Source organism: Streptomyces cinerochromogenes, assembly GCF_014648635.1.
Taxonomy (GTDB): domain Bacteria; phylum Actinomycetota; class Actinomycetes; order Streptomycetales; family Streptomycetaceae; genus Streptomyces; species Streptomyces cinerochromogenes.
Genome location: NZ_BMRM01000007.1, coordinates 358,884 through 376,027, shown reverse-complemented (window position 1 = coordinate 376,027; position 17,144 = coordinate 358,884). Strand labels below are relative to the sequence as shown.

Annotated in this window: 11 protein-coding genes; 3 read left to right on the top strand and 8 right to left on the bottom strand. The window is 74.2% G+C overall.

The window, feature by feature from the left end; genetic code table 11:
* Positions 1 to 158: 158 nt before the first annotated feature.
* Together IEZ20_RS16610 and IEZ20_RS16605 are read right to left on the bottom strand one after the other, a co-directional pair.
* Complete coding sequence (locus tag IEZ20_RS16610) at positions 159 to 1,751, bottom strand: AMP-binding protein (RefSeq protein WP_189299121.1); 1,593 nt, start codon at positions 1,749 to 1,751, stop codon at positions 159 to 161.
* Complete coding sequence (locus IEZ20_RS16605) at positions 1,748 to 3,421, bottom strand: AMP-binding protein (protein ID WP_189299119.1); 1,674 nt, start codon at positions 3,419 to 3,421, stop codon at positions 1,748 to 1,750. Before IEZ20_RS16605 ends, IEZ20_RS16610 begins: the two co-directional genes overlap by 4 nt.
* A gap of 236 nt (positions 3,422 to 3,657) precedes the next feature.
* On the opposite strand from IEZ20_RS16605, the gene IEZ20_RS16600 reads away from it, so the two are divergent.
* From IEZ20_RS16600 to IEZ20_RS16590, 3 genes are all read left to right on the top strand, one after another.
* Positions 3,658 to 4,488: a response regulator transcription factor gene (locus tag IEZ20_RS16600; protein ID WP_189299117.1), complete on the top strand. Its 831-nt coding sequence runs from the start codon at positions 3,658 to 3,660 to the stop codon at positions 4,486 to 4,488.
* A 153-nt stretch (positions 4,489 to 4,641) separates the two neighbouring features.
* Positions 4,642 to 7,461 carry an ATP-binding protein gene (locus IEZ20_RS16595; RefSeq protein WP_189299115.1) on the top strand — a complete coding sequence of 940 codons (2,820 nt, stop codon included), beginning with the start codon at positions 4,642 to 4,644 and terminating at the stop codon, positions 7,459 to 7,461.
* Between the two features lie 249 nt (positions 7,462 to 7,710).
* Positions 7,711 to 8,502, top strand: coding sequence for a S1 family peptidase (locus tag IEZ20_RS16590; protein ID WP_189299113.1), 792 nt, complete (start codon positions 7,711 to 7,713; stop codon positions 8,500 to 8,502).
* A gap of 80 nt (positions 8,503 to 8,582) precedes the next feature.
* Here the strand turns inward: IEZ20_RS16590 and IEZ20_RS16585 are convergent, their stop codons facing one another.
* The 6 genes from IEZ20_RS16585 to IEZ20_RS16560 all read right to left on the bottom strand — a co-directional run bounded on the left by IEZ20_RS16585 (position 8,583) and on the right by IEZ20_RS16560 (position 17,064).
* Positions 8,583 to 9,290, bottom strand: coding sequence for a DUF5701 family protein (locus IEZ20_RS16585; RefSeq protein WP_189299111.1), 708 nt, complete (start codon positions 9,288 to 9,290; stop codon positions 8,583 to 8,585).
* Between the two features lie 137 nt (positions 9,291 to 9,427).
* Positions 9,428 to 10,564 carry a winged helix DNA-binding domain-containing protein gene (locus tag IEZ20_RS16580; protein ID WP_189299109.1) on the bottom strand — a complete coding sequence of 379 codons (1,137 nt, stop codon included), beginning with the start codon at positions 10,562 to 10,564 and terminating at the stop codon, positions 9,428 to 9,430.
* Positions 10,565 to 10,713: 149 nt separating this feature from the next.
* Positions 10,714 to 12,036: an ABC transporter substrate-binding protein gene (locus IEZ20_RS16575; protein ID WP_189299107.1), complete on the bottom strand. Its 1,323-nt coding sequence runs from the start codon at positions 12,034 to 12,036 to the stop codon at positions 10,714 to 10,716.
* On the bottom strand, positions 12,033 to 13,016 hold the full coding sequence (locus IEZ20_RS16570; protein WP_229896099.1) for a GlnX family signal transduction membrane protein: 984 nt from the start codon (positions 13,014 to 13,016) through the stop codon (positions 12,033 to 12,035). The genes IEZ20_RS16575 and IEZ20_RS16570 overlap by 4 nt, the downstream gene beginning before the upstream one ends.
* Positions 13,017 to 13,126: 110 nt before the next feature.
* Positions 13,127 to 14,722 (bottom strand): vWA domain-containing protein, encoded by a 1,596-nt coding sequence (locus IEZ20_RS16565; protein ID WP_189299103.1) that lies wholly within the window; start codon positions 14,720 to 14,722, stop codon positions 13,127 to 13,129.
* Positions 14,723 to 14,802: 80 nt separating this feature from the next.
* Positions 14,803 to 17,064 (bottom strand): serine/threonine-protein kinase, encoded by a 2,262-nt coding sequence (locus IEZ20_RS16560; protein WP_189299101.1) that lies wholly within the window; start codon positions 17,062 to 17,064, stop codon positions 14,803 to 14,805.
* Between the last annotated feature and the right edge of the window lie 80 nt (positions 17,065 to 17,144).

Here is a 17,144-nt window from a genome sequence, read left to right as displayed (position 1 = left end):
CTGACCGGGGCCCGGTACGCATACGCCTGACCGGGGCGCGGGACAGGCCGCCCGTGCCCTCGCGCCCGCCCGACGAGTCCCGGGCCGGGTACGCCGCCGACAGCGCGCTCGGCCCGGGACCGCCGTAAACATTCAGCGCATGCTCGCTCCCCGCCGTTTCACACCCCGTACTTCTCCCGCAGTTCCACCTTGCGGACCTTCCCGGACACCGTCATCGGGAAGGAGTCGAGAATGCGGAGCCGGCTCGGGACCTTGTAGTGGGCGAGCCGGCCCGCGCAGAACTCCCGCAGCTCCTCCAGGCTGAGCGGGTCCGCCGGGTCGCCCGGGATGACACAGGCCAGGACCTCCTCGCCGTACCGCTCGTCCGGCACCCCGACGACCTGGACGTCCCGGATCTTCGGGTGGGCGTGGAGGAACTCCTCGATCTCGCGCGGGTAGATGTTCTCGCCGCCCCGGATGATCATGTCCTTGATCCGGCCGACGATCTCGACGTACCCGTCCTCGCGCATCACCGCCAGGTCCCCGGTGTGCATCCAGCGGCCCGCGTCGATCGCCTCGGCCGTCCTGTCCGGCTCGTTCCAGTAGCCGAGCATCACGCTGTAGCCGCGGGTGCACAACTCGCCCGCCGTGCCGCGCGGCCGGGTGACCCCGGTCGCCGGGTCGACGACCTTGACCTCCAGGTGGGGCAGGACTCGGCCGACCGTGGCAGTGCGGTGCTCCAGGTCGTCGTCGATCCGGGTCTGCAGGGACACCGGCGACGTCTCCGTCATGCCGTAGCAGATGGCCACCTCCTCCATGTGCATCTCGGCCACCACCCGCTTCATCACCTCCACCGGGCACGGCGAGCCCGCCATGATGCCGGTGCGCAGGGAGGACAGGTCGTAGGCGGCGAAGTCCGGGAGGTTCAGCTCCGCGATGAACATGGTCGGGACGCCGTACAGGGACGTGCACCGCTCCCGCTGCACCGCCTCCAGCGTGGCCTTCGGGTCGAAGGAGGGTGCCGGGATGACCATGCAGGCGCCGTGCGAGGTGGCCGCCAGGTTTCCCATGACCATGCCGAAGCAGTGGTAGAAGGGCACCGGGATGCAGACCCGGTCCTGCTCGCTGTAGGCGACCAGCTCCCCCACGAAGTAACCGTTGTTGAGGATGTTGTGGTGGGAGAGCGTGGCACCCTTCGGGAAGCCGGTGGTGCCGGAGGTGTACTGGATGTTGACCGGGTCGTCGCAGGACAGCTCCGGGTACGGCACCCCGGGCCTCGCCCGGCCGAGCAGCGCCTCCCAGCTCGGGTCGCCGAAGTACACGATCTCGCGCAGCTCCGGGCAGCGGCCCCGCACCTCCTCGGCCATGGCCCGGTAGTCGCTCGTCCGGTGGCGCAGGGAGGCGAACAGCAGGCAGACACCGGCCTGGCCCAGGACGTACTCGACCTCGTGGGTGCGGTACGCCGGGTTGATGTTGACCATGATCGCGCCGATGCGGGCCGTGGCGTACTGGACCAGGACCCACTCCGGGCAGTTGACCGCCCAGATGCCCACCCGGTCGCCCTTGGCGACCCCGCTCGCAACCAGGGCCCGCGCCAGTTCGTCGACGGCCGCCCCGAACTCGGCGTACGTCCAGCGCCGTCCGGACGGTACGTCGACCAGGGCCTCCCGCTCCGGCCAGGCCGCCACCGCCCGGTCCAGGCTGGCGCCGATGGTGTCGCCGAGCAGGGCGGTCGCGCTCGTCCCGTGCGTGTACGACAGCGGTGCGGTCACCGGAAGTCCTCCTCGCGGTACTCGTTCTGCGAGCCGGCCGCCGTGGCCTCGCGCAGCTCGATCCGGCGGATCTTGCCGGAGACGGTCTTGGGCAGCGCGCCGAACTCCAGCCGGCGGATGCGCTTGTACGGGGCGAGCACCTCGCGGGAGTGCTCGAAGACGGCCTTCGCGGTGTCGGGTCCGGGCTGCCAGCCCTCGGCGAGGACGACGTACGCCTTGGGTACGGAGAGCCGCAGCTCGTCCGGGGCGGGCACGACGGCCGCCTCGGCCACTGCCTCGTGCTCCAGCAGCGCGCTCTCCAGCTCGAACGGACTCACCTTGTAGTCCGAGGACTTGAACACATCGTCACTTCGCCCGATATAGGTGAGATACCCCTCCTCGTCCCTGGTGGCGATGTCCCCGGTGCGGTAGTAACCGCCCGCCATGGCCTCCGCGGTGCGGTCGGGCTCGCCGTGGTAGCCGGCCATCAGGCCGACCGGGCGGTCGGCGAGATCGAGTGCGATCTCGCCCTCGGCGGCGCCGGGCGCGCCGGAGACCGGGTCGAGGAGTTCCACCCGGAAACCGGGGCTGGGGCGGCCCATGGAGCCGGTCTTCAGCGGCTGGCCGGGGCTGTTGGAGACCTGCACGGCGGTCTCGGTCTGTCCGAAGCCGTCCCGGACGGTCACCCCCCAGGCCCGCCGGACCTGTTCGATGACCTCCGGGTTGAGCGGCTCGCCGGCCGCCACGATCTCGCGGGGCGGGGTGCGCAGCTGACCCAGGTCGGCCTGGATGAGCATCCGCCACACGGTCGGCGGCGCGCAGAACGTGGTCACGCCCGCCCGGTCCATCTCGGCCATCAGCCGGACCGCGTCGAAGCGGGTGTAGTTGAAGACGAAGACGGTCGCCTCCGCGTTCCACGGCGCGAACAGGTTGGACCAGGCGTGCTTGGCCCAGCCGGGCGAGGAGATGTTCAGGTGGACGTCGCCGGGCTTGAGGCCGATCCAGTACATGGTGGCCAGGTGCCCGACCGGGTACGAGGTGTGGGTGTGCTCGACCAGCTTGGGGCGGGCGGTCGTACCGGAGGTGAAGTAGAGCATCAGGGGGTCGTCGGCCAGGGTCGGGCCGTCGGGAAGGAACTCGGCGGGGGCCGTGTACGCGTCCTCGTACGGCTCCCAGCCCTCCTCCGGCAGACCGCCGACCGAGATCCGGGTGTAGGCGCCGGGCACGTCGGCGAACTTCGCCGTGTCCTCGGCGCGCGCGATCACGTGCTTCACCCGGCCGCGCTCCACGCGGTCGCGCAGGTCGGCCGGGCCGAGCAGCACCGTGGCCGGGATGACCACCGCGCGCAGCTTCATCGCGGCCAGCGCGGTCTCCCACAGCTCGGCCTGGTTGCCGAGCATGACGAGGACGCGGTCCTCCGCCGCGACCCCGCGCTCGCGCAGCCACCGGGCGAGACGGTTCGACCGTTCGGCCAGCTCGGCGAAGGACAGCCGGGTCTCGGTGCCGTCCTCCTCGACGATGTGCAGCGCGGTGCGGTCGTTGCCGTCGGCGATCACGTCGAACCAGTCCAGCGCCCAGTTGAAGTGGCCGGGGCGGGGCCAGCGGAACCCCTCGTAGGCCGTGGCGTAGTCCTCGCGGTGCTCCAGCAGGAAGTCCCGGGCCCTGCGGAACGACTCGGTCGCCGTGGTCATCACACACTCCTCGCTCTGTGGGGCGTTCGCCTCCGGGCGCTCCCGGCCGGTGCCGGGCCCGCGACCGTGCTCGGCCCTTCCGGCCTCCGCGCGCTCACACTCCCGGCACCGGCGCGCCCCGCGGTTCACTCCCGCTCTTCCGGACCATTGCCGGGCGGCTCTCTGGCATCGTCTAATCCGTGATGCAGGTCTCACTACCCCCGAACGGGGGTGTGGGCGGCCGAAGGGGCGTGTTCGTGACGGCAGACGCGGTGGGGGCGGTGGAGATCGGTGGCGCGCTGGCCCGGCTGCGGCGGGCGACGGGGCTTCCCGTCGCCTTCGGCGGCCTGGTGGAGTCCGGCCGGCCGCAGATCCGGATCAGCGAGCTGAGCGGCACGACGACGGCCGCGCTGCGCTCGCTCGCGGTGACCTCCGGCAGCGGGCTCGGCGGCAAGGCGGTGGCGCTGGCCCGGCCGTGCGCGGTGACCGACTACTCCAGCTCCCGGCAGATCAGCCACGAGTACGACGTACCGGTGGCCGCCGAGGGCATCCGCGCGGTGCTCGCGGTGCCGGTGGTGGTACGGCGCCGGGTGCGCGGGGTGCTGTACGGCGCGCTGCGCTCGGCCCAGCCGCTCGGCGACCGCACGCTGGGCGCCGCGGTGGCGGCGGCACGGGACGTGGAACAGGCGCTGGTGGTGCGGGACGAGGCCCGGGGGCTGCTGGCCGCGGCCCGGCCGGAGCCGGCCGGCACCGAACAGGGCGGAGCGTGGGAACAGGTGCGCGAGGCGCACGCGGCGCTGCGGGCGCTGGCGCCGCGGATCGCCGACCCGCAGCTGCGGGCCGAACTGCTGGCCGCGTGCGGTCTGCTGACCGCGCCGCCACGAGCCGGGGGCGTGACCCTGGCGCCACGTGAGCTGGACGTGCTGTCCTGGGTTGCGGCGGGGGCCACCAACGCGACGGTGGCCGAGCGGCTGGGGCTGCGCCCGGAGACGGTGAAGGGCTATCTGCGTTCGGCGATGCGGAAGCTCGGCGCGCACACACGAGGGGAGGCGGTGACCGCGGCCCGCAGGGCGGGACTGCTGCCGTAGCGCGAAGGCGGTAAGGAAACCTGCCCATTCATCCGGTGTCGCTTTGAATTTCCCTCTGCTTGCCCGTTTGTTATTTCCCTCACCACGGCTTCCGTCCGAATTTCAAGGATCGTTGCCTAGAATTTGGCCCGGACACGACACACGAGGGGAGCGGTGACCGTGCGACGGGACTTCCAGGAGCCTGCCAGGTGCCGCCCCGACCTGGTCATCGGCCGCGAGGAGCTGTTCGCCGGCGCCCGCGGGCAACTCGCCTCGGGGGGCAGTGTGCTGCTCCACGGCCCCGCCGGAATAGGGAAATCCACGGCCCTGCGGGCATTGGCCGAGGAATACGGCGCCACCGCGCGCACGGTCTTGCGCTGCTCGGCCACCGAGTCCGAATCCCACCTTCCGTTCCTCGCCCTCGCCGACCTCCTCGGCCTGGTCCTCGACGAGGTCTCCCCCCGGCTGCCCGCCGCCCAGCGCACCGCCCTGGAGTCGGCGCTCACCGGCCGCGGCGAGTCCAGCCTCCAGCGCGACGGCCTCGCCCTGCGCCTCGCCGTGCTCTCCGCGCTGCGCGCCCTCGCCGCCCACGGCCCGGTCCTGGTCGTCGCCGACGACCTGCAGTGGCTGGACCCGGCCAGCGCCGAACTCCTCGGCTTCGCCGCCCGCCGCCTGGAGGGCACCCCGGTGCAACTGCTGTGCGCGGTGCGCACGGAGGGGCAGGAGAGCCAGGAGTACGACCGTCATCTGCGTGCCTGCCCGCCGGGCACCCTCGCGGTCCGGCTGGGCCCGCTCTCCCGCACCCAGGTCGCCCAGCTGCTCGACCACCGCGGCCACGGCGGCCTGCCCCGCTCCACGGTCCGCGAGATCCACCGCACCAGCGGCGGCAACCCGCTGTTCGCGCTGGAGCTGGGCCGCGCCCTCGCCGACAGCCCCACCCCGCCCCGCCCCGGCGAGCCGCTGCCCGTGCCGACCTCGCTGCGCGCCCTCGTCCTCAGCCGGCTCGACATGCTCTCGGTGGAGGCCCGCCGCACCCTGCTGGTGGCCAGCGCCGGCGCCCGCCCCACCCTCGCTCTGCTGCACGCGGCCGGCCGGGAGAACGCCGAGGCCGAGTGCGCCCAGGCCGCCGAACTCGGGCTGCTGGCCACCGAGCCCGACGCGCCCGCCGTACGGTTCGCGCACCCGCTGATCTCCGCCGCGCTGTACGCGGAGGCCCCCGCGCACGAACGGCGGGCCGCGCACGCGGCGCTGTCCACCGCCGCCTCCGACCCGATAGAGCGGGCCAGGCACCTGGCCCTGGCCACCACCGGCACCGACCCGGAGGTCGCCGCCCGGCTCGCCGAGGCCGCCGCCCTCGCCCGGGACCGCGGGGCGCCCTCGGTCGCCGCCCAGCTGGGCCTGCTCGCCGCCCGGCACACCCCCGCCGACGGCACCCCGAGCCCGGAGGAGCGCCGGCTGACGGCCGCCGAGGACGCCATCACCGCCGGCGAGGTCGACCTGGCCCGGGACATCGCCCGGGAGGTGCTCACCCGGGCGACCGTGCCCGCCGACCGGGTGCGGGCCTGGATCGTCGTCATCGACACCGCCGGCCACACCATGGCCGAGGTCGACGCCGTCTTCCCGCAGGCCCTCGCCGACGCCGGCGACGATCCCCGGCTGCTCGCCCTCGTCCACTACCAGCTGGCCTGGCGGGCGCTGATCGTGGAGGGCGACTTCACCGAGGCCCGGGAGGCCGCCGCGCACGCCGCCGAACTCGCCGCGCGCGGCCAGGACCGGCGCACCGAACTGCTCGCCCTCGCCTTCCAGGCGCAGACCGAGACCCTGATGGGCCATCCGGAGGCGCCCCGCACCATCAAACGGGCCCTCAGGGAACCCCAGGACCCCCGGGTCGCCTGGCACCACAACGGCGCGGGCAGCGCCCGGTTCCGCTGGCTGGTCATGGGCGACCAGCTGGCCGAGGCACGGGCCACCGTCACCGCGCTGCTGCGCGAGGTCCGGCGGCGCGGCTCGGTGGAGAGCGAGGTGCACTTCCTGCGCGGCCTCGCCGAGACCGAACTGCGCGCCGGGCACTGCGGGCGCGCCCTCGACCTGGCCCGCGACAGCCTGCGGCTGGCCCGGGACTCGGGCATAGGCGAGACGGCCTCGGCGATGCTCACCTCCCTCGCGGAGGCCTCCGGCGGCGATGTCGACCGGGCGCTGGCGCTCGCCCGGGAGGCGGTGGACCACGCCGAGGAGGACGGCGACCAGATGTACCTGTCCCGGGCGCTGGGCGCCCTCGGGTACGCCCAGCTGGTGGCCGGGGACCCGGCGGGCACCGTGCGCTCGCTGCGCCGGGTGCGCAGCCTGGAACTGGGGCTCGGCATCACCGACCCGGCCCGGGGTCGCTGGCAGGGCGACCTCGCCGAGGCACTGGTCCGGATCGGTGAACCCGCCGAGGCGCAGGACGTCATCGACGTCAGCCGGGAGCACGCGCTGCGGCTCGGCCGGGAGAGCGTCCTCGCCGTGCTGGACCGGTCCGAGGCGCTGGTGCGGGCCGCCCAGGGCGACCTGGAGGCCGCGCTCGCCCAGCTGACGTCGGCTCAGGACCGGCTCGGCAAGCTCGGCTACGGCCTGGAGGAGGCGCGGGCCGCTTTCGCGCTGGCCCGGCTGCGCGGCGGTGTCCCCGGGCCCGCGGCCTACGACGAGGCCGCCCGGATGTTCCGGCGCTGCCGGGCGGTGCCCTGGCTGCGCCGGGTGGAGGAATCCCGCACCACCCCCGAGCCGCCACCGGCACCGGCCGCGCCCGACGCGCCGGCCGCCCTGACCGTGCTGGCCGCGATGGAGCGTCAGGTCGCCGCGCTCGTCATGGAGGGCGCCACCAACCGGGAGATCGCGGCCCGGCTGTTCATCAGCGTGAAGACGGTGGAGGCGACCCTGACCCGGGTCTACCGCAAGCTGGGGATCCGATCGCGGGTCGACATCGTCCGATTGGCGGCAGGTCGCCGCGCGCCCTGAAGAGCGCTCTTGTTAACTGAACCGGACCGAGGGTTTTCCCTCACCCAACCCCCTAGGGGGTTCCCTCATTGGGAGCCGAGGGTTCCGGGTCCTAGCGTAGAGGGCGTGCCGCTCGCCCGGGCATACGGGGGGTCGGTCCCTCCCCCGAGCTCTCGACTTCGCTCGACCAGGGGGGACCCCCGCCCACCGTGCAACCCCCCACGACACCCGCGCGACCCCCCACCGGTGCAACCCCCACTGAGGAGACTCATGTTCGGGCTCACACGTGCCAGAAAGACCGCCGCGACCCTGGTGGCCACCGCCGCCGCCGCGGCGACCGCGCTGCTCGCCTCCCCCACGGCGAGCGCCGCACCCCAGCCCATCGTCGGCGGTACGACCACCACGACGACCGCGTACCCGTTCATGATGCAGATCACGGACGCGTCCGGGAACCAGTTCTGCGGCGGCACCCTGGTGTCCGCCACGAAGGTGGTGACGGCCGCGCACTGCATGGTCGGCGAGACCACCGGCAGTGTCCGGGTGGTCGGCGGCCGGACGTACCTGAACGGCACCAACGGCACGGTGAGCCGGGTCAGCAGGATCTGGGTCAACCCTTCGTACACGGACGCCACCAACGGCGACGACGTGGCCGTACTGACCCTCTCGACGTCGATGCCGTACACCGCGGCGAAGTACGTCTCCTCCTCCCAGACGAGCGTGTACGCGGCCGGCACCACGGCCCGCATCCTCGGCTGGGGCACCACCTCGGAGAACGGCAGCTCCTCCAACCAGCTGCGGACCGCGACCGTACCGATCGTGTCCGACTCCAGCTGTCGTTCCTCCTACGGTTCGGACTTCGTCCAGTCCGACATGGTATGCGCCGGATACACCTCCGGCGGCGTAGACACCTGCCAGGGCGACAGCGGCGGTCCCCTGCTCATCGGGGGCGTCCTGGCAGGGATCACTTCCTGGGGCGAGGGGTGCGCGGAGGCCGGTTACCCGGGTGTCTACACCCGGCTGACCACCTTCTCGAACCTGGTGACCGCGCAGGTCAACTCGTGACCCGGAAGATTTCCCGAGTATCCCTCGGGTGACCGCCAGGGGGCGGTTGCGAGCCACCACGAGCGGCCCGCAACCGCCCCCTATCCACGTGGCCGGCCCTGATCCGGCTGCACCGTCCGGCGGTCGGTCGCGGAGGCGAAGCCCAGCCAGGTGTGCCGGTTGCCGGCCCAGCACCAGCCGACCTTGGGGGCGTTGCGGCGCTCGCGGCCGTCGCGCCCGGTGCCGTTGCTGATCCAGAGCGCCGGGGTTCGGGCGTCCAGGCGCCCGTCGGCCTTGCGCAGCCGGGAGCCGATCGTCATGAAGCAGTGGTTGCGCTCCAGGACGGCCGGCTGCTGGAGCACCCAGTGGATGCCCTCGGTGAGCAGCAGCGGGGTGCGGGCCTCGGCGGTGAGGGCGGGCAGCGCCTCGTCCGGGCTCCAGTCGGCCATCCGGTCACCCCGGTCGACTCCGGTGAGCAGGTAGAGCGGGGTGTCGGGCAGCGCGACCGTGTCCAGCGGGGCGAAGTGGTCGACGTCGGCCATGTCGGTGACCACGAAGCCGGCCTTGTCCTCACGGCGGAGCAGCGGCGCGAGAGCGGAGGCCGGCGCCCGGTCCGGGTGAACGGCGAGCAGGACCCCGCCATCCGCGGGGGCCTCGGCGCTCGCGGCGAGGGCGCGCAGCTCGGCGGCGGACAGCCCGGCGATCCGGTGCACCCCCAGCTCGATCAGCCGCTCGGCCTGGGCACTCGGGGACGGGAGAACGGGGAGGGCGGGGAGGGTGGTGGCGGGTGCGGACGTCGTGTCGGGCACGATGCTCCCAGGGTCGCTGACAGGGTGACCCAGGGGGAACGGCACGGCCCCGCCGGAACGTTCCCGTCCGCATACGCCCGCGCCACCGGGGGCCTCCCACCGCCGTACGACGCCCCTCACGGCCGTACGACTCCCCCTCACGACCCTGCGACCTCCCCGAACCGGATGTCGTACGCGGCACCCGGATGCATCACCGCGAGCATGCGCTCCCCTTCCGCGGTGACCTCCTCCCGCTGAGCCCTGGTCAGCTGCTCGAAGGTCTCGATGACGAGGCTGTCGCCGTCGAGCTTCCACAGCCCGGCCAGGAAGCCGTCCACGAGCAGGGTGCGGTAGGCCTGGTTGCCGCGCCAGTGACGGCCGCGGTGGGCGGGCGGTACGACCCGGGTGCGGTCGGCGTGGGAGAGCAGGAGGTTGTCGAACTCGGGCAGGAAGCGGGGCGGTGCCGGGGTGGCCGGGTCGGGGCGCGGGGCGTCGGGCAGGTCGAAGAGTTCGACTCCGTTCGGGTCGCGGAAGGTCAGCAGCCCGGGGCGCAGGCGTTCGAAGGCGGGCTTGAGGCGGGTGAGCCCGGCCCAGGTCTGCATGTCGCGCACGGACGCGGGGCCGAAGGCGGCGAGGTAGCGCAGGACCACGGCGTCCGGCGCGGGGGCGGGCTCGGCGGGCCGGCCCAGCCAGTGCTCGACGGTGGTGAGGGCGACCTGGCCGCTCTCCTCCCACAGCCCGCGCGGGGTGACCTGGACGAGCGGGAGCCGGCAGCGGGCGGCGACGGCGAGGGCCCGCGGGTCGGCGTCCGGCCACTGCGCGCCGAGCGCCTCCCGCAGCTGGGCCATGGTCCGCGGCTCGGCCTCCACGAGGTCCCGGGCGACGGCCGCGAGCCGGTCCAGGTCGACACCGGCCAGCCCAGCGCGGAAGTTCCCCAGCTCCCGGTCGCGGGCCGGCTGGACGAAGGGCCGCAGCGTGAGGCAGTCGTCGGCGGTGTGGGTGTGGATCGTGGACCGCAGGGTGACGAGCCGGGCCGCCTCCCGGCCGGCCATGAGCGCCGACAACCGCTCCGGCGCGAACCCGTCCAGCCGGGCGGCGAGGGCGTAGTACGGGGGCCTGGTGTTCTGCGCCTGGAGCCCCAGGAGATGACGCACCGCGTCCGCCGCCGACCGCTGGGAACGGTCCAGCAGGAGCTGCCGGGCGAGGGTGGCGCGGTTGAGGGCACGTTCCCCCGTCACCGGGGCGCTGTCCGCACCGCTCCCGCTGCTGCTCCGCTTCCCGCTGCTCTTGGTCATGACCGCACGCTAACGTCCGCCGTCACCGGATCGGCCGCGGCGGTACCGGAGTTGCGGCGCGCGGCGGCCACCCGCGGCCCGGCCGCCGAGGCGGCCGGGCGCAGGGGCGGGCGCTCACGCTGCCCTGGACGCGGGGCTGAGCCCCTCGGTCAGTCCGGCGTGCGGGCGCACACCGACGGCAGCCAGGTCAGGCCCGAGGTGCGGCTGAGGGTGTCCAGGGAACGCAGCAGCGCCTCCAAGTGGTCGCGGTCGGCGAGGAATTCGATGGTCGCCTCGGCGAACGCGTCGCGCACCGCGGGCGGCATCGCGTCGGAGGCGTCGAAGCAGTGCACCTCGTTCTTGTCGCGGAGGGTGCGGGCCAGCGGGACGCGCCAGTCCGCGTCGGGGCCGCCGGAGCCGGGCTGGACGTCGGCGTGCACGGAGAAGCCGGACGTCTCGGCGCCCCAGGCGCGTTGGGCGTCGGCGGAGGCCAGATAGCGGATCAGCTTCCTGGCCTCCGGGGTGGTGTGCAGCAGGGCGACCAGGTCGGCGGAGACCTCCCAGGCGCGGTTGGCGGGGGCCCCGACGAGCAGCGGGGCGGAGGGTGACCAGCGGCCGCGGGCCTGTCGCCAGGCGTTCTGGCCGCGGATGAAGGAGGCCTGGTGCTCCAGGGTGCAGCCCCGGGGTTCCGTGGTGACCAGCCGCGACACCGCGCCGAAGGGGGTTGTCAGGGCCCGCCGGACGAGAGCGGGGTCGCCGCCGGCGCCGACCAGGTCGCGCCAGGTCTTCCAGGCGTCCTTCACCTGCTTCGACTGCCAGGACAGATCGCCGCGCGCCCACTGCTCGTAGAGCTTCGGGCCGTACCGCTGGAGCAGGATGTCCTCGATCCAGTCGGTGCCGGGCCAGCCGCTGGTGGCGCCGGAGCCCATGCCGACGCACCACTGGGCCGGCTCGTGCGCCGCCTGTCCGCGCTGCTGCTCACCGACGTCGCCCGGGTACCAGACGATGCTCTTCAGGTCGGTCTTGAGCGGGAACCAGTACACGTGCCCGTCCGCCAGCGGCTTGGCCCAGGAGTCGCCGAAATCCCCTGTGTCCACGAGGTCCTCGAGCGGCAGGAGGTACTTCTGGCGGGCGTACTCGGCGAGTTCACCGGGTCCGGTGAGCACCACCACGTCGGGCGGGGTGCCGGCCTCGACGTCGGCGCCGAGCACCTGGCTCTCGGCGTTGCTGCCCTGGTAGTCGACGTGGATGTGGTACTTCCGCTCGAACGGCTCGATGACCGCCTTCCGGAAGTTCGTCTCGTCGTCCTGGGTCCAGTTGGCCAGCAGGGTGACGGTCGGTTCCTGTCCGAGGGCGCGTACCCCCACCACCACGGCCGCCGCCAGGACGGCCAGGCAGCTCGCCACCACCGTGACCGTGCGGACCAGGCGGCGGGAGGGACGGCGCCGGGTGCCGGGGGCGGCCGTCGCCGGACCGCCGGGGTGCGCGCTCACCGGGGCCTGAACCGGTAGTCGTCGATGTGCCGCCGCAGGCCCGTCTCGGCCAGTGCCATCAGCAGGATGCCTCCTATCAGGATCCACACCGCCGCCGCCGCGCGGAAGCCGGTGTGCGCCAGGTACGAGGCGGTGTGCCGCCCCGCCTCGGGGATGAGCGGCCCGGCCAGGTGGCGGTCGAGCAGGTGCCGGGTGTCCGTCATGCCCTGCTGGGTCCACACGGTGAACAGCACGGCGGTGACGACTCCGCCCGTCGACAGGGCGAGGGCCGCGATGAGCTGGCGGTTGTAGCGGCGCCGGAAGCGGTGCCGGAGGAAGAGCTGGGTCTCCAGCAGCGCCGCGCCGAGGGCGAGGGTCAGCAGCAGGGTGACGCTCCAGGCGAGCCACAGCAGTGGGCCGAACGAGGTCTGCCGGTGCACGGTGGCGCGCTGCTGCCCTCGCAGATCCTTCAGTCGCCCCTGTATCCCGGATTTCTCCTCGGTCAGGATGCTGGTGGCGTAGCTGAGGTAGGCCTCGCGCAGGACGCTGCCGTCGGGCTGCAGCTGGGACTGCTGGACCTTGACGGCGTAGACGGTGATCAGCCCGGCGATGGTCTGCAGGGTCTGGCGGCCCGCCGGCCCGCCGAGGTCGTCCTCCGCCGCGGCGGCCGACAGGCTCTGCGCGGCGACCGAGATCTGCTTCTGGAAGTCGCTGGTCGGGGCCTGCGCACCGGCGTCCCGCTGGGCCTCCCCGAGCGCGTACAGGGCGGTGTCGAGGGACAGCACGGCCGGGGCGCTGGAGGTGCGCAGCGGGTCGGCGTCGCCGTGCACGCCCTGGTACGACACGAACAGGGAGAGCGTGAGCAGGGCCGACAGGGCCAGCAGCAGGCGGTGGCGGACCGTGAGGTCGCGGGCGGTCGTACTGCCGCCGTCCGCCGGGCGCGGACCGGCGCCCGGGAGCCGGGCGAGCAGGCGTGCGGGAAGGCGGGGTGCCCGGGGCACGCGGCGATCGGCCGGGCGCGCCCGCGGGCGCGGTACGGAAGAGGAGGGGGCGGTGGGCGTGCCGGCGCCTGAAGGGCTTTCCGGTCCGGGGGTCGTCCCTCTGTCGGTGCTCATGCGGGCGCCCCCCTCAGCAGCCGGCCGCACCTGCCCCCGCAGTAGACCGACTCGGCCGGGCCGAGCCACTGGCAGACCGGGCACTCCACGAGCCCGTCGGGGCGGACGGGGACGGCGGGGCCGAGTGGGGCGGCGGCAGCGGGCTCGGCGGGCCGGCCGTCGGGGGGCCGCGCGGCGGCGTGTGCCGCGTCCGGGCCGGCCGCCCGCGGGGCGGGTGTCCGAGGTGTGGCCGCCGGCGGTTCCGGTGGGGTGGTCAGGGCGCTGGAGAGGATCAGGTGCTGCCAGTCGACGTCCTTCAGGCCGGTCCGGACCCGGCCGGTGCCCGGTGCCGCCTCGATCAGCTGCAGGGCGCCGAGCAGTTGGGTGTCGCCCAGTTCTTCGGCCAGCGCGAGGGCCCGGGCGAGTTCCCGGTCCGCCGTGTCCCGGCCGTCGTCCCCGCGCAGCCAGGCCCGGTAGGCGCCGGCGACGGCGGCGCTCGCCTGCTGGTACAGCTCGTGCCGGCGGACCCCGGGGTACTCCCGGGAGGCGTCGCGGGGGTTGTCGGTCCAGTGCACCAGGACGGGCTGCGGCGCCGGCAGCCGTACCGGCCGGCCGTAGTCGGGTACGACGACCTCGACGGCGGCCAGCTGGAGGTCTTCGCCGGTCTCACGGCCGGTGGGGTCGGCGGTCAGGACGACCTGGAAGTGCCGTACCTCGTCGCCCCAGGCGCGGGTGACGTACTCCACGCCGCGACCGCCGGAGGCGGCCGGGACGGGGGGCAGCTCCTGTTCGTTCGGCACCACCTGTTTGACCTCGCGGATCACCGTGCCGGGGGTGGGGGTGATCCGGACACGCAGTTCGGGTACCGCCGTGCCGAGCAGTCCGGCCACCAACTCCTCGTACGCGGCCGTCAGTTCGGATTCGGCGCGGACGGCGCGGGCGCGGCCGTGCAGCCGTCGGGTGATGCGCAGCAGCAGATCGGCGTCCCAGTCGTCGCCGATGCCCCAGGCGTCGCAGACGAACCGGCCCTCGCAGGCGTCGAGGGCGGTGTCCAGGGCCATGGCGGCCCGGTGGTCGTGCTCGTTGCGCCCGTCGGTGAGGAGCAGGACGTGTTTGACGGGGGCGGGCTGGTCCCTGAGCAGCCGCCGGGCGAGGTCGAGCCAGGTACCGATGGCGGTGCCGCCGTCCGCGTCCAGGATCCGCACGGCGCGTTCGGCGGCCTCGCGTTCGGCGGGACCGGCGACGGCGAGCACCGCGCTGCCGGGGCCGGGGTGGACCAGGGTGGCGTCGAAGTGCCCGGAGAGCACGGCGAACGCGGTGCCGTCGGGCAGCATCCGGACCGCGGCGACGGTGGCGTCCTTGGCGGCGTGCAGTTTCGCGGCGGGGTGCAGCATGGAGCGCGAGGTGTCGATGATCAGCACTTCGGCGAGCGCGGGCCCGGTGCCGGGCGCGGGCGCGCCGGTGCGGGCCGGGCGGTCCGGGCTCCTGACCCCGATCTCCAGGATGGCGTGCATCTCCCGGTCGGGAGGCCGCACGGCCGTGTCCGGCGCGACGGCGAGTTCCTTCTGCTGGCCGACCGCGAGCGTCACCTCGGTCTCCTCGGCCACGGTCATCGGTGCCTCTTCCCTGGGTGGTCGGAAGGTGGTCAGGAAGTAGTCGGAAGGCACCAGAAGGTGCCAGAAAGTGCCGGAAGTCAGAAGGTGGTCATCGGCCGGACCGCGTGGGCCAGGTCGAGGAGCCGCCCGTGTTCCCCGGCGGTGGTGGCCTGGGCGGCCAGCTGCCGGAAGGACTGCTCCAGCCGGATGCGCAGGCCGTCCTCGTCCCCGGAGCCGAGGAGGTCCCCGGCGGGGAAGTCCGGCCCCCAGCCCTGGGCGGGCCGGCTGTGCAGGGCGTTCTCGCGGACCTCGGCGATCAGCCGGGCCCGGGACTCGCCGCTCGGGGCACCGCCGTCCAGGCGCAGGTCGGGCAGCCGCCGGGCCGCGTCCCTGAGGCCGGCCGGGGTGGGCGGGTCGCCGTGCAGGATGCCGGCGCGGATGCGTACGGCGGCGATGCGGGCGGCGTCGTGGTGCCGGGAGGTGGCGGGGACCTCGTCGAGGACGTGGACGGCGGCGTCCCGGTCGCCGCCGGCCAGGTGGCCGCGGGCCAGGCCGAACGCGGCGGCGGTGTGCGCGGAGTCCCGTTTCCAGACGGCCTCGTAGTACCGCATGGCCCGGACCGGGCGCCGGCCTCCGGACCGGTCGGTGCCGGTGTGCTCGGCGCAGTAGCCGAGAGCGAGCTTGGGCACGTACTCGCCGGGCAGGGCCCCGTAGACGGCGTCGAAGCGCGCGTCGGCCAGGGCCACCTCGCCCCTGCTGAGGTGCAGGACGCCGCGGTGCCAGGCGATGCGCCAGTCGTGGGCGGCGCGTTCGCCGAGCAGCGTCTCCGCCTCGGTGAGCCACTTGTCGGCCGCCTGCTCCTCGCCCTTCCTGAGGTAGGCGCGGCACAGCCACAGTGCGGTCTCGGGGGTGCCGAGGCGGGATTCGCGGGGCCACTGCCGGGCGACCCGGTCGGGGGCGTCGGGCGGGAAGGAGTCCAGCAGCAGGGCGGCGCCGTCGTCGGGGTCGGGGACCGGCTCGGGCAGGGCGCCGGCCACCTCGGCGGCGGGCGGCGGGGAGACGTCCAGTCCGGTGGGCCGCTCGCCGGAGCGGCCGGTCCAGTGGTCCAGGGCGGGTATGGCGCCGAGGCCGGCGTCGAGGCGGGCTCCGGAGGCACGGAACCGGGTGGAGCTCTCCGGCAGCTGCTCGCCGAACTGCAGGGAGCGGAACTCGCGGAGCACCTCCCAGAGCTGGCGGGACATCTCGGCGGCGGAGCGGAACCGGGCGCCGGGTGCCTCGTGGGTGGCGCGGGCGATGAGGCGGTGGAAGGAGTCGGGAGCGAGGCCGCGGGCGGGCTCGGCGCGCCGGGCCAGGGCCTGGAGAGTCATGCCGACGGTGTAGAGGTCGGTGTCGATGTGCCAGCCGCGCCGGTCGATCTCCTCCTTGGGCGGCGCGAAGGTGTCCGTGTAGATGTAGGTGGAGGTGCGGTCGCCGATGGCGCGGACGGCGCCGAGGTCGACGACCTTGATCGTCCGGCCGAAGTGGATGACGTTGGCGGGCTTCATGTCGCAGTAGAGCAGGCCTCGTTCGTGCATGTACTCCAGGGCGCCGAGGATCTTGCAGCCGTAGGTGAGGACGTGGTCGAGCCGGGGGCGGCCGTGGAAGATCCGTTCGACCTCGTCGTCGTCGATGAGCTGCTGGAGCGAGCGCCCGCCGATGTAGTCCATGACCAGGTAGCCGGTGGGTGAGCCGTCGAGGGCCGGGTGTTCGGCGTAGGTGACGATGCGGACGATGTCGGGGTGGTGCAGGTCGGTGAGGGAGCGGCGCTCCTCGATGGCGGCGCGGCGGGCGAGGGAGTCGTGCACGTCGATCTGGCCCTTGAGGACCACCCGATGGCCGTCGGCGCGGGTGTCCGCGGCCAGGTAGACCCAGCCGAGGCCGCCGTGGGCGAGGCAGCCGAGCACCTTGTAGTGGCCGGCGACGACGACGTCCTTGGCGAGCTGGGGCCGGAGGTCGTAGGGCCTGCCGCAGCGGGGGCAGTGGCCGGTGGGGTGGCCGGCCTGGCCGCCGTAGCCGACGCCGATGGTCATGGTGCAGCCGTCGGCGCCGCAGCGGCGGCCCCCGGTGGGCGGCTGGGGGTTGTCGATGAGCACCTTGCCGGGTTCGGGGATCTCGGGCAGGACGACCAGTCCGTGCTGGTCGAGTCCGCCGATCCCGGCGACGGCGTGCACGGCGGCCGGGCCGGCGGGCTCCTCGGCGGTGCCGGCCGGGGGCCGGGCCGGCGGTGCGGTGCGCGGCTCGGCGTGCCGGTGGCCGCAGGTGTCGCAGTAGCCGGTGCCCATGATGCGGCCCGCACAGCCGGGCCGGACGCACGAGGTCACGAGACACGCTCCTCTCCGAGCCGTACGCACGAGATCACGCGGCCCTCCTCTCCGGCGGACCGCGCCCATGAGGTCAGGGG

Excerpts from the sequence above, each read along its gene's own strand:
- IEZ20_RS16565 (WP_189299103.1), bottom strand. The coding sequence starts at position 14,722 with ATGACCGTGGCCGAGGAGACCGAGGTGACGCTCGCGGTCGGCCAGCAG.
- IEZ20_RS16580 (WP_189299109.1), bottom strand. The coding sequence starts at position 10,564 with ATGACCAAGAGCAGCGGGAAGCGGAGCAGCAGCGGGAGCGGTGCGGAC.
- IEZ20_RS16590 (WP_189299113.1), top strand. The coding sequence starts at position 7,711 with ATGTTCGGGCTCACACGTGCCAGAAAGACCGCCGCGACCCTGGTGGCC.
- IEZ20_RS16605 (WP_189299119.1), bottom strand. The coding sequence starts at position 3,421 with ATGACCACGGCGACCGAGTCGTTCCGCAGGGCCCGGGACTTCCTGCTG.